Annotated in this window: 15 protein-coding genes; 12 read left to right on the plus strand and 3 right to left on the minus strand. The window is 35.4% G+C overall.

The window, feature by feature from the left end; translation table 11 throughout:
* The first annotated feature begins 34 nt into the window (after positions 1–34).
* The gene (locus tag H3T43_RS06335) at positions 35–760 is read left to right on the plus strand and encodes an adaptor protein MecA (RefSeq protein WP_198213333.1); all 726 of its coding nucleotides are present in this window, start codon (positions 35–37) and stop codon (positions 758–760) included.
* A gap of 126 nt (positions 761–886) precedes the next feature.
* Positions 887–1,675, plus strand: coding sequence for a competence protein CoiA family protein (locus H3T43_RS06340; protein ID WP_232350292.1), 789 nt, complete (start codon positions 887–889; stop codon positions 1,673–1,675).
* On the opposite strand, the gene H3T43_RS06345 is transcribed toward H3T43_RS06340, so the two are convergent.
* Both H3T43_RS06345 and H3T43_RS06350 read right to left on the minus strand, forming a co-directional pair.
* The gene (locus tag H3T43_RS06345; RefSeq protein ID WP_198213337.1) at positions 1,661–2,281 is read right to left on the minus strand and encodes a DsbA family protein; all 621 of its coding nucleotides are present in this window, start codon (positions 2,279–2,281) and stop codon (positions 1,661–1,663) included. The two genes, H3T43_RS06340 and H3T43_RS06345, sit on opposite strands and share 15 nt — an antisense overlap.
* A 72-nt stretch (positions 2,282–2,353) precedes the next feature.
* On the minus strand, positions 2,354–2,977 hold the full coding sequence (locus H3T43_RS06350) for a CYTH domain-containing protein (protein WP_034977382.1): 624 nt from the start codon (positions 2,975–2,977) through the stop codon (positions 2,354–2,356).
* A 353-nt stretch (positions 2,978–3,330) separates the two neighbouring features.
* Here H3T43_RS06350 and H3T43_RS06355 point away from each other — a divergent pair, with 353 nt between their 5' ends.
* From H3T43_RS06355 to H3T43_RS06365, 3 genes are read left to right on the plus strand one after another with little or no spacing between them, the layout of a single operon-like run.
* Entirely contained in the window at positions 3,331–3,960 is a 630-nt protein-coding gene (locus H3T43_RS06355) for a GTP pyrophosphokinase family protein (RefSeq protein ID WP_045927773.1), read from the plus strand.
* Complete coding sequence (locus tag H3T43_RS06360) at positions 3,960–4,766, plus strand: NAD kinase (RefSeq protein WP_198213339.1); 807 nt, start codon at positions 3,960–3,962, stop codon at positions 4,764–4,766. The genes H3T43_RS06355 and H3T43_RS06360 overlap by 1 nt, the downstream gene beginning before the upstream one ends.
* The gene (locus H3T43_RS06365; protein WP_034977389.1) at positions 4,753–5,643 is read left to right on the plus strand and encodes an RluA family pseudouridine synthase; all 891 of its coding nucleotides are present in this window, start codon (positions 4,753–4,755) and stop codon (positions 5,641–5,643) included. The genes H3T43_RS06360 and H3T43_RS06365 overlap by 14 nt, the downstream gene beginning before the upstream one ends.
* A gap of 79 nt (positions 5,644–5,722) precedes the next feature.
* Here the strand turns inward: H3T43_RS06365 and H3T43_RS06370 are convergent, their stop codons facing one another.
* Complete coding sequence (locus H3T43_RS06370) at positions 5,723–6,757, minus strand: lactonase family protein (protein ID WP_198213341.1); 1,035 nt, start codon at positions 6,755–6,757, stop codon at positions 5,723–5,725.
* A gap of 170 nt (positions 6,758–6,927) precedes the next feature.
* On the opposite strand from H3T43_RS06370, the gene H3T43_RS06375 reads away from it, so the two are divergent.
* The 7 genes from H3T43_RS06375 (at position 6,928) to ymfI (ending at position 15,734) form a co-directional block, all read left to right on the plus strand.
* Positions 6,928–9,684, plus strand: a complete 2,757-nt coding sequence (locus H3T43_RS06375; protein WP_034977395.1) for a cation-transporting P-type ATPase — start codon at positions 6,928–6,930, stop codon at positions 9,682–9,684.
* Positions 9,685–9,764: 80 nt separating this feature from the next.
* On the plus strand, positions 9,765–10,145 hold the full coding sequence (locus H3T43_RS06380) for a PTS glucitol/sorbitol transporter subunit IIA (protein WP_198213343.1): 381 nt from the start codon (positions 9,765–9,767) through the stop codon (positions 10,143–10,145).
* A 13-nt stretch (positions 10,146–10,158) separates the two neighbouring features.
* On the plus strand, positions 10,159–11,385 hold the full coding sequence (locus H3T43_RS06385; RefSeq protein WP_198213345.1) for an AI-2E family transporter: 1,227 nt from the start codon (positions 10,159–10,161) through the stop codon (positions 11,383–11,385).
* Positions 11,386–11,422: 37 nt separating this feature from the next.
* On the plus strand, positions 11,423–11,980 hold the full coding sequence (locus H3T43_RS06390; protein ID WP_198213347.1) for a tRNA (cytidine(34)-2'-O)-methyltransferase: 558 nt from the start codon (positions 11,423–11,425) through the stop codon (positions 11,978–11,980).
* A gap of 1 nt (position 11,981) precedes the next feature.
* Complete coding sequence (locus tag H3T43_RS06395; RefSeq protein WP_034977408.1) at positions 11,982–12,374, plus strand: DUF1149 family protein; 393 nt, start codon at positions 11,982–11,984, stop codon at positions 12,372–12,374.
* A gap of 19 nt (positions 12,375–12,393) precedes the next feature.
* Positions 12,394–14,844, plus strand: coding sequence for a DNA translocase FtsK (locus H3T43_RS06400; protein ID WP_198213349.1), 2,451 nt, complete (start codon positions 12,394–12,396; stop codon positions 14,842–14,844).
* A 161-nt stretch (positions 14,845–15,005) separates the two neighbouring features.
* The gene (gene ymfI, locus H3T43_RS06405) at positions 15,006–15,734 is read left to right on the plus strand and encodes an elongation factor P 5-aminopentanone reductase (protein ID WP_198213351.1); all 729 of its coding nucleotides are present in this window, start codon (positions 15,006–15,008) and stop codon (positions 15,732–15,734) included.

Raw genomic sequence — 15,734 nt, forward strand, 5'->3', positions numbered from 1 at the left:
AATAGAACAAAGAATCTGATGGAGGTGAGAACTCATGCAAGTAGATCATATAAACAATAATACGATTCGCGTGAGAATAGGTAAACAAGAGTTAGCTAATCGTGGTCTCAAAGTTTTGGATTTACTAGGTGATAAAAATAAAATCCAGCATTTCTTTTACTCAATTTTGGATGAAATTGATACTGATCACTCTTTTAGTCAGGATGCACCGGTAACTTTTCAAGTAATGCCTAATAACGGTGGACTTGATTTACTAATCACTAAAGTAACAGAAAAAGATCGTAATAATCTTGCTCAATTATTTGATAATGATTTTGCCAACAACGGCAATAAAAAGAACAATGATGCTCGCAAGTCTTTTCTCGACCTTGAACCTGAAAATGAGGAAGAAGATAAAGAAGGTTCAAGTGAGCCAGCAGATTCTTCTCAACCTAAGGTTAAGAAACAGTTTTGGAAATTGCAGAAAAAACAGGCATACTGCTTTACTGATCTTGATCAGGTAACTGAATTAGCAGACAGTCTTGAAGCAAGTGATTTATCTTCCAGCCTATATTTCGAACGAGGTAAATTTTATTTAGAGCTGATTTTTACTGATCAAGAATATTCAGAAATAAAGCCAGCAGATGCATGGGCAATTGCAAACGAATATGGTATAAAAGTAAAGACAAGTGAAATGGCTCGCGTGCGAACAAATGGTAAATGTTTGTTATCTCATGATGCTTTAGACCGATTACGCCAATATTTTAGTGATATTAAATAAAATAGCAAAATAGCTGAATAAAAAGGCAGGTAAAACCCTGCCTTTTTGCGTATTTATTCTTAGGTGATAAATATGTACGCAGCATTGTTAAATAATATTTTGGTTTTAGCAATTGAGGAAGCCAAGTTGCCCCAAAGTAACAATAAAATTAAAAAACATTATTTTTGTCCACACTGTGAACGAGAAATGCGATTAGTAAGTAAAGATAAGCGACCCTACTTTAAACATATACCATCTGAAATTAACTTATGCGGGGAAAATAAAGAACATGCGCAAAGTAAAAAAATACTGACTCAAGCATTGAGAGAGGTACATTTTGATGCTCAATCAGAGGTCAGTCTTGCTAATGGACAATTGCGAGCTGATGTATTGGCATCTTCAAATTTAGCCTTTGAAATTCAGTGTGCTCCTCTTAATAAGTCAGAATTTCGACATCGCCATTTTTTATATAAACAAATAGGCATTAAGGATATATGGATAGTTGGTAAGAGGCACTTTTTATTACAAAACTTGAAAAAATCTCAACTCATTTTCTTTCGTAAAAATAATTTTTGGCGAGATTATTATTTAGAGATTGATCCTTTTAAAAAGATTATTCGGTTAAAATATAACGTTTTGCTTGAGCCGCTAACAAATAAAGTTCATTTTCAAGAAGAAAAATTTGGTATCGGTGCAAAAGGTTTAAAAAAATTATGGAATTTTCAGCCATTGTTACAGAAATATCATGTTAATCCTAAACAGCAAAAACAATATTTGCAAATGCAGCTTGCACATAAAAGCTTGAAAGGCAAACAAATTGCAAATTTGTTATATAAAAAACGACAAACCATAGATAATTTGCCGCTTTGGGTTTTTAACAATTTTCGTAAAATAAATTCGCCAGATAATGTAAGTAAATATTTAAATCAGTCGTAAATGTCGTACAGGGTAATAATTTTTTGGCTCTCTGGCAACACAACCATTATCCTTAAGAAGCTTTATCAGTTTATCATGTGCAAGAATACCTTCTAACATTACACCATTATAATTGCCACTTTCATTAAAAATAATAGTAGTAGGAAAATTGCGGACGTTGAATTTACGCGCAAGATCTTTGTCTTGTTGAATTGAATCATCAACATAGCGGGCAATTTTGCGGCTATTAATGCGACTAAAATCCAAGTCTAAACTTTGCGCAATTTCTCTAGGCAAACTTTCTGAGTATTTATTAAAATCGGTACTCATAACACGCTGTAAAGCTACTAAATAAGCACGTGCTTTCTTGTTGCCATATTCTATCTTGATTGCATTGTAGTGCCGTAAAGCCTGGAAGGAAGCAATTGTATACCTCGGTATATCTTTTATTTTCTGGCCATTATTTTTTCTTCTAATAATGTCCTCTTTTATTACTTTTGAATTTATGATCGGAACAAAATGAAAAGAAGAGTTGATATTAAGTTCATCAATCGCGTCTTTGATTAAAACTTCCGTATCATAACAATAAATACCAACGGGATTAACAAAAAGAAAAATCTCGAACATGATCAGGCTCCTCCAATACTGATTGTTAAGTATAAAATGATTAAAAATCTACCCTTTTAAAAGTTCACTCAATCATATTCTAACACGATGTATGTAAGCGCGTGCAACTTTTGCTTGGTTAGTATTAGTATAATTTTGTGTAAATTTATACTCTTTTTTTAATTCTGCAAGAATCTGCTCTATTAAATCTGGATTATGGTTTTCAATCTCAAGCTCAAAATCTTCGTAGTTATCTGGATAAGTGTTATCATCAAAAGTCAGTTCACAATTTTGTGGTCCATTCGCTAATATACGGTGAGTTTTGCAGAAAGTTTGTAAATGCAGTTTTAACTTCTGTGAAAATTTCTGATCCAAATATTCTCCTACGCTATACTTAAAAATTATAGGCGATCCTTTTGCTACATGCTTAATTAATGCTTTAGCTTCATCTAATTTTAAGGAATCATTAATTTCTATTGCTTCATGAAAATCGTGTTGTATGGGATTCTTATTTGGAACCTTCAGAGTTTGCTCTGCATGGTCACTAAAAAGCCTAATGCGACAGCTTATGTTATATTGTTTTAGCAAACTGTCCGTAGTATCAAAATAATAATTTTCTTGTGTAAAGCTTTGCTTTACTGGAAAATCATGACAAAGTTTTTGGTATATTGCCTTAGGTAAGATGATTTTTGCTTCAATTTCATTATTTTGAGACATTTAATATTACTCCATTCAATTTTGTTTATGAAAGAAATACTTTAATATTCTGTAGCAAAATCTATATTTTTCAAAAGTAGTTTCTAAAAATCAAAAACAAATGTCATTAAATTTTAAAATTTTCTAAATAAGTAAAATAAGTGCTAAAGCTATGATAGTATAGCCTAATTGAAATTAATAAATTTATCATAATATCAAAAGGTTTAATGTGCAAGAAAAAAGACTTTATAATAAGGCTTTAGGCACCTGTATAGAAAAACAGGGATTATTTTATTAAGGTAAATGACCATATGAAATTGCTATCATATAAATTATGTTAAAATGAATATGCTGTTTGAGAAAGGGTTATTTCTATGAATTATGACTGGGATAATTTTTTATGGCCATATGAAGAGGCCGTGCGAGAATTAAAGGTGAAATTTCGTTCTTTAAGACAAAGTTTCTTGACAAAGGGAGAACATTCACCTATAGAATTTGTGGTCGGCAGGGTGAAAACTGTTGACTCAATTAAAGAAAAAATGAAAAGACGTGTAATTAGTTTCGACGTTATTGAAACTGATATGCAAGACATAGCGGGAATTAGAATAGTTTGTCAATTTGTCGATGATATTTATAAGGTGGTAGACTTAATTCATACACGTGCCGACATGGAAGTCATTGAAGAACGTGATTATGTGAAAAATGCTAAACCTTCGGGCTATCGCTCTTATCATATGGTTATTTCATATACTGTTTATTTGCCGACTGGTCCAAAAAAATTATTAGCTGAAATTCAGATTAGAACATTGGCAATGAACTTTTGGGCAACGGTAGAACACACTCTCAATTACAAATATCAGGGTTCTTATCCTAAAGATATTTCTGAAAGACTAAAATCTACTGCAGAAACGGCATATAAGCTTGATGAAGAAATGTCATTAATTAAAGATGAAGTGCAAGAAGCTCAGAAAGTTTTTACCAAAAACAAGGGTAAGGAAAAATAATGAGAATTACAATTGCCCATAACACCAATCAGGAGACACTAAAGGTAGTGGCGCACTTGCGAAAATTGTTAGAAACCAAAGAGGGCGTTGTCTTTGATGCCAAGTATCCAGATGTAGTGATTACGGTCGGTGGAGACGGAACTTTGATAAATGCTTTTCACAGATATGAAAACCAAATCAGTTCAATTCGCTTCATCGGCATCCATACTGGACATCTGGGCTTTTATACTGATTGGCGTGGTCCTGAAGTTGATAAAATGGTAGATGCTTTATTTTTAAGAGAACCTGAGTCTGCCAGCTATCCGCTGTTAGAGGTGGAACTTCTAACTGAAGCTAAAGAAAAGAAACACTTTTTAGCTTTAAATGAGTCAGCAGTAAAGCGCATTTCACATACGCTTGAAGCTAAAGTTTACATTGATGATCAGTTATTTGAAAATTTCCGCGGAGATGGTTTATGTATTTCAACTCCAACCGGCTCAACAGGTTATAATAAATCGCTTGGTGGTGCCGTAATCCATCCGAGACTTAAAGCCTTACAGATGGCAGAAATAGCTTCTATTAACAATAGTATTTTTAGATCTTTGTCATCACCAATTGTACTCGCTCCCCAGCAGTGTGTTACCATAGTTCCTAATGCTGATCATTTTGTAATGACCATTGATGGTCGTCGCATTAACATTAGAAATGCTAAAAAGATTAATTACCGTATTTCTAGTAAGGAAATTCATTTTGACAGGTTTGGACATACCCATTTTTGGTCAAGGGTTCAAAGTGCATTTATTGGAGATAACGATGACACTATTTAAAGTTACTGTAGATGAAAAGGCCCCCAAAAAACTGGGGATTTTTTTATTAAAGAATGGTTTTTCAAAAAGAGCTGTCAATAATGCTAAAAATGCGGGTGGCATGATTCTTGTTAATCATAAAAGGCGCTATACAAACTTCATTTTACATGTTGGCGATGAAGTGATTTTCATTCCGGGTCAGGAAAAGCATAATCCATGGCTCACACCTTCTCAAAAACCTATTGAGGTTGTTAAAGAAACTGAAAACTACCTGGTTGTTAATAAGCCTGCAGGGATTTTATCGATTCCTTCCCGCTATGATGATAACGCACTCGTTAACCAAATTTTAGGTTATTTTGAGCGCAAAAAAAGTGTGAATATCAAGCCACATATTGTAACGCGACTTGACCGTGACACTTCTGGTTTGGTTTTAGTTGGTAAAAATGCTATTGCGCATGCACGTTTTAGTCAGCTCAAAAAAGATAAATTTATTAAAAAGTACCATGCAATAGTTCATGGTAATTTTGGTTTAGACGAACTAAAGGGCATCATAGATCAGCCAATTGGACGAAAAGGAACTTCGATTGTACGTAGTATTGAACCCACTGGCAAGAAAGCAAAAACGGCATATAAAGTGATTGCACAAAAAGAAAATGCCAGTATAGTAGAACTACGCCTTTATACCGGGAGAACTCACCAGATTCGTTTGCACATGCAATATCTTGGTCATCCGTTATATGGAGATCCATTATATGGGCAAAAAGATAATTTCAAACGACAAGCATTAAATTGCTTTTACTTAGAATTTCCTGATCCGTTCAGCAAAGAAAGGCAAGTTAGTATTGAGATCCCTGATCCAATTGATATGCAGGAATTATGGCAGAATATTCCGAAATAGTTTTAGCACATGTAATAAAAAAGAGTTGTCATTATTTTAGACAACTCTTTATTTGTTATGGTTATTTGTTATGGAAAAATTATTCGCTAAAAAGCACGCGGGTTCCTTCTGGAACAAAAATATTCTTTTGCACAGGAGTCAAACAGCCATTTTCCGCATCCCTAGTATATAAAGTAGCATTATCAGAATTTTGATTAGTTGCTACTACATATTTTTCGTCTTTATCCCAGTTAAAATCTCGCGGAAATTCGCCAAAGGTTGAGATTCTTTGACGCAACTGTAAAGTATGATCATCGTTGACTGCAAAAACAGTAATAGTATCGTGACCACGATTGGAAGCATAAATAAATTTACCATCTTTACTAATTTTAATAGCAGCCGCTCCATTGTGGTCGGAATAATCATCAGGAATAGTTGAATAAGTGGCAATACTCTTAAATTGCCAATTAACCTCATCAAACTTGACTAAATTAATTTTGCTTGAAAGCTCACCAACAACATAAAAATAATTGTCATCAGGACTGAAAACAATGTGGCGACTGCCAAAGCCTGGCTCGTTTTGATATTTAGCTAAATGATGCAGCTTATCATTTTTAAAGCTATAAAAATCAACACAGTCATTGCCTAAGTCGCAACTTACAAGATTTCCTTGTGGTGTTTGATCAAAAAAATGCGGATGGGGACCATCAGCTTGTTCAGGACAAGGCCCCAGGCTATCTGCAGTGTGAGTCACTGAATCCAAAAAAGTTAACTTACCATCATCATCAAATGAGAATACAGCTAAAACTGCTGTATGGTAATTGGCAGTATAAAGCAATTTCTTTTTCTGGTTAATGCCAATGTAGGCAGGTGACGAACCGGGAGTTAAGTATGAATCTTTTTCCTGATACTTACCATCAACGAGTTCAAATGAGCTGATGCCACCTTTATCGCCAGCGTTATTAATAGTAAAAATAAGCTTGCCATCTTGAACAAAATAGGTTGGACCTCCAACTTTTATTACTTCTTTAGCTGGTCCCATTTGCATTTCCAGACCGTTTTCATCGAGTGTGAGTGGTAATTCATAGATTCCCGTTGATTTTTTTTTGGTATATCCTCCAATTAATAATTTCATGCTTGAAAAGCCTCCAATTTCATTTATAATTGTCTCAATAATTAGTATAGCATGACACGCAATTGTAAAAATATTGAGTGACTTTAACATTTCAAAAAGTGTTAAAGTATGGTGTCGGCTTTATTTATTAATTTTAAATTGAAAGTTTTGAAATAAGAGGTATGTTGGGAATGGAAGAAAATAAAATTCGAGAGCTTTATGCTAAGAATGATATTTCTGAAGTTTATACTAATCTTCACTCATCTTCTGCAGGCTTAACTTCTGCAGAGGCAACCGCAAGATTGGCTAAATATGGTCGTAATGAAATTAAAAAGTCTGAGGAAGAGTCTGAATGGAAGACTTTTTTTAAGAACTTTATTAGTATGATGGCAATCTTGTTGTGGATTTCCGGAGCTGTTGCGATGTTCAGCGGTACCATTGAATTGGGAATTGCCATTTGGATGGTCAACATTATTAATGGTTTGTTTAGTTTTTGGCAGGAAAGGGCAGCTAAAAGAGCAACAGATGCTTTAAATAATATGTTGCCAACTTATGTTCAGGCAATTCGTGATGGTAAAAAAACGCAGATTGATGCCAAAGAATTGGTTCCCGGAGATGTTTTTATTCTTCAAGCAGGTAATGCTATTCCAGCAGACGCCAGACTAATTACTGCCAGCTCAATGCAAGTTGATCAAAGTGCTCTAAATGGTGAATCTGTACCTGAATCAAAAACTACGGATTACGCACCGGGCGAAGGCAGCTACGCAGAAGCTAATTTGGTTTATTCAGGAACAACAGTTGGCTCAGGTACAGCTCGTGCAATAGCATTTGCTACGGGAATGAATACTGAATTTGGCAAAATAGCGCAGTTAACACAAAAGCAAAATAAAGTCGATAGTCCACTAACCCAAGAATTAAACCGCCTGACGAAACAATTATCAATAATTGCTGTTTCGATAGGTATTTTGTTTCTAATTGCAGCGATTTTCTTTGTTAAATATCCGTTTGCTAAAGCCTTTATTTTTGCTTTAGGGATGATTGTAGCTTTTATCCCAGAAGGATTATTGCCTACTGTAACTCTTAGCTTAGCTCAGGGTGTTAAACGCATGGCCAAAAAACATGCACTGGTTAAGGAATTAAATTCTGTTGAAACACTTGGAGAAACTACAGTTATTTGTTCAGACAAAACAGGTACTTTAACCCAGAATCAAATGACTATTCATTACATTTGGACTCCTCAAAATGAATATAAAGTTACTGGCAATGGTTATGTCAATAATGGGCAGATTGAATTAAACAATAAACAGTTGTGGTATGAAGAAAATCCCGACTTGCATAAGTTGGTTCAAATAGCATCTTTGGACAACGATACAGCTGTTCAACCCAGCAAGGTTAAAGGAGGAAAGCCCAAAATTTTGGGGACGCCAACTGAAGCCTGTTTAATTATTATGGCCGAAAAAGCAGGATTTGATCGTCAAAAAGTTTTGGTTAAGTATCCGCGATTAAGAGAACTGCCTTTTGACTCTAATAGAAAGCGTATGTCAACTATTCATCGCTGGAATGATCACCAATATATCATTTTTACTAAGGGTTCTTTTAGCGATGTGATTAAGCAGTGTGACCAAATTCAAGTCGATGGCAAAGTTCGGGCTCTGACTGACGATGATAAGAAACGAGCCGAAAAACACAATGCCGACTATGCTGCTAAAGGACTTCGCAGTATGGCTATGGCCTATCGAATTGTGGAAAAAGAAAATACTGATGTTACTAAGTTAACCATTGAATCAGCTGAGGAGCACTTAATATTTGTTGGTTTGACTACAATGAGTGATCCACCTCGTCCTGAAATATATAATGCCGTTAGGCGTTGTCACCAGGCAAAAATTAAAATTATTATGGTTACTGGGGATTCCAAGTTGACAGCAAAATCTGTTGCAGTTCAAATTGGTTTGACCTCTGACAAGGCTCGAGTCATATCTGGTGATGAACTAGAAACCATGAGCAATGAAGACTTACGAGAAGCATTGAAAGGAGAAGTGATTTTTGCTAGAGTAGCTCCTGAACAAAAATATAAGGTCGTTAAAACTTTACAGGAAAATGGTGAAATTGTAGCTTCTACTGGTGACGGAGTTAACGATGCACCTGCTTTGAAGCAGGCAGATATTGGTATAGCAATGGGCTTGACTGGTACGGATGTAGCTAAAGATGCAGCCAATATTATCTTGACTGATGATAATTTTGCGTCTATTGTGGCCGCAATTGAAGAAGGCCGTGCCGTCTACAGTAATATCCGTAAGTTTTTAACTTATATTTTGACTTCAAATGTACCGGAGGCCTTTCCATCGATATTGTTCCTATTTTCTGGAGGCATGATTCCTTTGCCAATGACTGTAATGCAGATTTTAACAGTCGACTTGGGAACGGATATGCTACCGGCATTAGGACTGGGCGGAGAAGCTGTTGATCCTGATGTCATGAAACAAGCTCCAAGAAAACGTAATGAGCACTTGCTTAACAGAAGCGTAATTATTAAAGCATTTTTGTGGTATGGTTTGATTTCCAGTGCCATATCAATTGGTGCATATTTCTTTGTGAATTTTCAAAACGGCTGGCCTCATGTGCCATTAGCTGCTGATGGTCCAGTTTATATGCGTGCAACTACAATGGTTTTGGGAGCAATTATTTTTACGCAGATCGCAAACGTACTGAATTGCAGAACAAACAAAGTTTCTCTGTTTAAGAAAGGTATATTCAGCAATCGTAATATCTGGTACGGAATTATATTCGAAATCCTTCTGTTTTTGGCTTTAACTGTTACTCCCGGGTTGCAGCAATTATTCAATACGACAAGGTTATTACCGGTTGACTGGTTATTCTTATTCTGTCTGCCAATACCGTTAGTTATTATTGATGAAATTAAAAAATGGCTTCTTTATCATAAAAAATAAAGAAGTAACAAAGAAAACCGCTTATATATTAGTTAAGCGGTTTTTGTTATGCTAAAATTAAAGCTTAAGGAGAGCAAATTATGAAATGGACAGCAACTATTACGAAAATTGGTAAGCAAGCTATTGAGCCTAAGGGAAACATGGTGATTTTATTTGGTGAAAATGTCACTCCTGAACTAGTCGATGTTTCGGTTATTCAAAAATTCGATCCCCAAACTCCTCCCACTGGTTTTATTATGAAAAAAGGCGATACAATTACTATTGATGGGCAGACCTATGTTGCTGACTTTGTCGGTTCTATGGTTGCCAGCGATATGAGGGCTCTGGGTCATGTTACACTGTTTTTTAATCAGAAAAAGTCAAAAAATCCATTGGCTAACGGTGTGTATTTTACTTTAGAAGATAAACAGGCTATGCCCGAATTTAATATCGGTGATGACATAATATATGAGCATATTTGATTAGGATGATTTGATGGACTACGAGAAAAAGCATAAAAAAAGAACCATATTTCAAAAATGGTTTTTGAATAATCGGTTTAGTATTGCACTACTAAACATTTTGTTGTTCTTCCTTGTGATTTGGTTGTTCAACAAAATATCATTTGTTTTAAATCCCGCTAAGGTCTTTGTAAGTGCGATTCTTCCTCCGTTAATGCTGGCTTTGATTCAGTTTTATATTATGAATCCGCTAGTAGATATTTTAGAGAGAAAGTTCAAAGTACCAAGGATTGTTACTATTCTTGGATTATTTGTTTTAGTAGCAGTTTTGCTCGTTTGGATAGTTAATACTTTATTGCCAATTGTTCAAAGTCAAATTAATTCATTAATTACTCATTGGCCTCATATCTGGAAGGATGCTACAAATGCGGTACAGGATTGGCTGAGTAATCCGCAACTTCACAGTGTTAAGGGCAATATTAATGATGCTATCAATAGGGCGCAAGATATGCTCTTTAAGTCAGGTCATGAGGCCGTCAATGCAGCGCTTAGCAATATTTCTTCAGCAATTAGTGTTGTTACTATTATAGTTATGACCCTACTTACTGCACCCTTTATCCTGTTTTTTATGTTAAAAGATGCTCACAATTTACGCCCTTACTTAATGCAATTTGCACCGAAGCGCTGGCAGAAAAGTTTTGGCGAACTTCTTTACGATATTAATACTGCACTAGCATCATATATTAGGGGACAACTTACTGTTGCCTTTTGGGTCGGAATCATGTTTGCCATTGGTTACAGTATCATTGGACTTCCGTATGGCATTGCCCTTGCTGTTTTAAGCGGTGTTCTTAACCTTATTCCATATTTTGGTACTTTTATTTCCTTTATACCTGTAATCGTGATTGCTATTATGCTTTCTGTGCCAATGGTAATTAAAGTTTTGGTTGTTTTTGCAATAGAACAGACCATTGAATCAAGGGTTATTAGTCCTTTGGTAATGGGAAACAAGATGGAGATGCACCCGGTAACCACTATTTTATTATTGATAGGCTCAAGTTCTGTTTGGGGACTATGGGGCGTCATTTTTGGTATTCCAATTTATGCTATTTTAAAAATTATTATTTTGCGTGTTTATAACTATTACCGTAATGTTTCTCAGGTATTCAAAGAAGATGAAGATGAGGAAAACTTCCAAGTTGCGGCTGAGAACCCGAATAATTTAATCGCAGGATCAGAAGAAAAACCGCCAAAAAAATAAGTTTTATTTGTTAAAAATATAGTGAAGGAGAAAAAGATTGACAAATCGCGTAGTGTTATATGAGCCACTAATGCCAGCTAATACTGGTAATATTGCCCGAACTTGTGCCGGGACTAATACAGTTCTTGATTTGATTGAGCCATTAGGTTTTCAAATCGATAACAAAAAAATGAAACGAGCTGGCTTGGATTATTGGGATAAGGTTGACGTTCGGGTACATGAAGATCTTAATGCATTCCTAGGTCAACTTGGTCCTCAAGACGAAATGTATCTTATTTCTAAATTTTCTTCAAAAAATTATGCGGAAATAGATTATACAGATTCTGCGAAAAATTACTACTTTGTGTTTGGCAAAGAAACTACTGGTTTACCAGAAACATTTATGCGAGAATATTACGAACGCAATTTGAGAATACCTATGTCGGATAATATTCGTTGTTATAATTTGGCTAACTCAGTGGCGATAGTTTTACTTGAAGCATTGCGTCAGCAAGGTTTTCCTAATTTAGAAACTACACATCATTATGAAAATGATAAATTAAAAGATAACTACAATCGCCCTGAGAGGTATGAAAGAAATTTAGGAGGAAAATAAGATGGAATTTGAAAAAGAAACTCCTGTTATAGTCAAAAACTTTCATTATGATATTAATGAAGACCAGGAAGTTAAAGATCAGGTAAATTTTGGCTTAAAAAAGGTCGAAAAACAAAATGATGATGGTTCAACTGATGCTGGTTCTGACGGCAATTATTTTGATGTGACTGTTATTTTTGACGTGGCACCAGCGCCAGGTGATTTTTCGGTTAGCGGAATGATTAGTCAGATCGTTAAAATCAAAGATTATTTTGGTGATGGCAGCGACCTGGAAAAGACAGATTATAAGTTGCTTAGTCGGCCATTAGTTGAATATATTGAAACCCTTACTTATGAAGTTACTCAAATTACTTTGGATGAACCAGTTAATTTGAACTTCCAAGCAAATTTTTAATTGTTGATTAGGTAGTATTATGCCTAAAAAGAAGAGGAGAAAAACCACCAAGTCTCATAAGAAAAATCAGAATACTGGAATTACTTGGGCAATTTTTGGCCTTGTACAAATTATTATTTCAGTTTTGGCATTTGTTAAATTTGGAATTCTTGGTAAACAAGTTGCGAATATTTTTCGTTTCTTTTTTGGAGATTCCTATTTATTAGCTGCTGGAATTTGTATTATTTTTGGCCTGGTTATGCTGATTTATAACAAGCCGATGCACTTTAAATTTAAGCGCAGTTGTGGTCTGTTTTTTGCAATACTCGGATTTTTATTAATTCAGAGCAGCGTTTATTTTGAAAGTGAATTTGTAAATAATGCGTTTATGAATGCATTCTGGCATGAAATATCTGCTGAATTTGGCAGAATGGCTGTTACCCAACATGTTGGTGGAGGAGTAATTGGTGCATTATGCTACCAAATATTTTATCCCTTACTAGGTCATATAGGATTGCGAGTAATTGCAATTCTACTAATTCCATGTGGTATTTTGATGTTCTTTGATGTAAAGTTTGCAACTATAATTAAAAAATTTCAGACGGTTAGTCAGCTTTTTATTGATAAAAACAAGGCAGCTGGCACGAAAATAAAAGATAAATATGGTTCATTCAAAGAAAAACAACAACAGAAGAACTTGAATGAACAATCTCAAAATTTTCAGGAAACATCGGATTCTAAAAATATGGTTTTTCCTGATGTTGATGATTTTGCTGTTAATGACAAGTCGTCTGAAGAGTTTGCAGACACTAAGGACGTAGACAATTCTGTTTCGCATGAATCTGAATTTGGTGATATGCCAGAACATTCTCCAGTTGAGCCACAAATTCAGGTGGCCAGTCAAAATAATAATCAAAAAGAGAGCAAAACTAATAATACCAGTGGCAATTTACCTAAATCACATTCTTTTGTTGAAGAAGATAAGAAAATTAAGCAAGAATTGGAATCTGTTGATCATGGCGAACTTAAACAAGATCAGAAAGTAAGACCAAATTATCAAAAACCTCCTTTAACCTTGCTTGATAGCATTAAGAATATTGATCAAAGTACCGATAAGGCTCTTATTCGCAAAAATACGCAAACTTTACAGTCTACTTTTAAAAGTTTTGGCGTCAAAGTTATCATAAAAAAAGCAATTTTGGGTCCTACAATTACACGTTATGAAGTACAGCCTGCTGTTGGAGTTAAAGTTAGCAGGATTGTTAATTTAGCAGATGATTTGGCTCTTGCCTTGGCGGCAAAAGATATCAGAATAGAAGCACCTATACCCGGCAAACCATATATTGGTATAGAGGTGCCCAATAAAAACACTTCGGTCGTTGCTTTTAAAGATGTAATGCAGAGTCAAGATAATAGGGCTAAAAAAGATCCTATGCAAGTACCTTTGGGAAAGGATGTTAGCGGACAAACGATTTCAGCTGACCTAACTAAAATGCCCCACCTTCTCATTGCTGGTTCGACAGGTTCCGGAAAGTCTGTTGCAATCAATACCATTTTAACAAGTATATTAATGAAGGCACTGCCGGATCAAGTTAAGTTGATTTTAATTGATCCTAAAATGGTTGAGCTTTCAGTTTATAATGGTGTACCACATTTGTTGATACCGGTAGTTACAGATGCTAAGTTAGCTGCGAATGCATTAGGCAAAGCTGTTAAGGAAATGGAACGACGCTATAAACTATTTGCCGCAAGTGGTGTCCGTAATGTGGGTGAGTTTAATGATAAGGTTCAACTCAATAATCAAGATAAATCGAAGCCTGCAATGAAACCATTGCCATATATTTTGGTAGTGGTTGATGAACTTAGTGATCTGATGATGGTTGGTGGCCGCGATGTTGAAGGTGCAATTGTTCGTTTAGGGCAAATGGCACGCGCTGCAGGAATTCACATGATATTGGCTACTCAACGACCGAGTGTTGATGTCATTACCGGTTTAATTAAGGCAAACGTACCATCTCGAATTTCTTTTGCTGTTTCAAGTGGTATTGATTCAAGAACAATTTTAGACCAAACTGGAGCTGAGAAGTTGCTCGGCAGAGGAGACATGTTATACATGCCGGTAGGAGCCTCCAAACCTGAACGAATTCAAGGTGCTTATGTTTCTTCAAGTGAGGTTGAGAAGATAATTTCTTGGGTAAAGAAACAACAAAAGCCTGAATATGATAAAGGGATGATTCCGCAAAAAGGTCAAGAAAATTCAGAAAAACAAGATGACGAGCCAGAGGATGAATTTTATGATCAGGCTGTTGAACTGGTAAGACAGCAACAAACAGCAAGTGTATCACTTTTACAAAGAAGATTTCGTATAGGCTATAATCGTGCAGCCAGAATAGTTGATGCGATGGAGGAGAAGGGTATTGTGGGCCCATCTGAAGGATCAAAGCCTCGTCAAGTTTTGTTACCGCCTAAAAAAGATGAGGACAAGACCTAATTTTTAAGAAAGTTTATTATGTCGTTTTATTAGTTCAAATTTGCAAAAAAATAATGTTAAAATAAAATTGAATATGAATGCATAACTGAATTTATCGTTAACAGACTAGTTTAGCTATATGGTCATCTTCATACTAAAATAAAATAAAAGGAATGTTTTAATTGCAGCGAGCACTTGTATTTGGTGCAACAGGTGGCATTGGTCAAGCGATTTGTGCTGACTTAGCCAATGCCGGTTGGTCTCTTTATGTTCATTGCAGTCAAAATTGGCAAAAGGCCTATACTATGGCTGAAGGAATGAGTCAAAAATATCCTAGTCAGGACTTTATTCCTATAAAGTTAGATTTTTTGGCTAAAAATGACGAATTAAAAGAATTTGTTAGTGAGCTTTTGCCAGTGAACGCAGTGGTATTTGCCCAAGGAGTTACAGATTATAATTTTGTTAGCAGTCAGAATATGACAAAAATTGATGAAGTTTTGCACATAAATTTGATTACTCCTATTAAATTAACAGGCTTGTTAGAACCTCATTTGATAAAAAGTGATTATAGTCGTATTGTTTATTTAGGTTCGGTTTATGGTGGTTCAGGCAGCGCTATGGAAGCTGTCTACAGTTCTTCAAAATCTGGACTTGAGCGCTTCGCACAAGCATATTCTCGTGAAGTGGCTTCTGCCAATCTCACAGTTAATGTTTTAGCACCAGGCGCGGTCAACACATCAATGAATTCAATATTAGCACCAGAAGCAATGGAAGAGGTTAGGGGCGAAATACCTGTTGGACGTTTAGCAGAAGGCAAAGACATCTCCTATTGGGTTAAAACGCTGCTGGACGTTAATTCTGGATATTTAACTGGTCAGACCATTTATGTAAGTGGTGGCTGGCTCATTTAA

The sequence above is a fragment of the Lactobacillus sp. M0396 genome (assembly GCF_016101625.1).
GTDB classification, from domain to species: Bacteria; Bacillota; Bacilli; order Lactobacillales; family Lactobacillaceae; genus Lactobacillus; species Lactobacillus huangpiensis.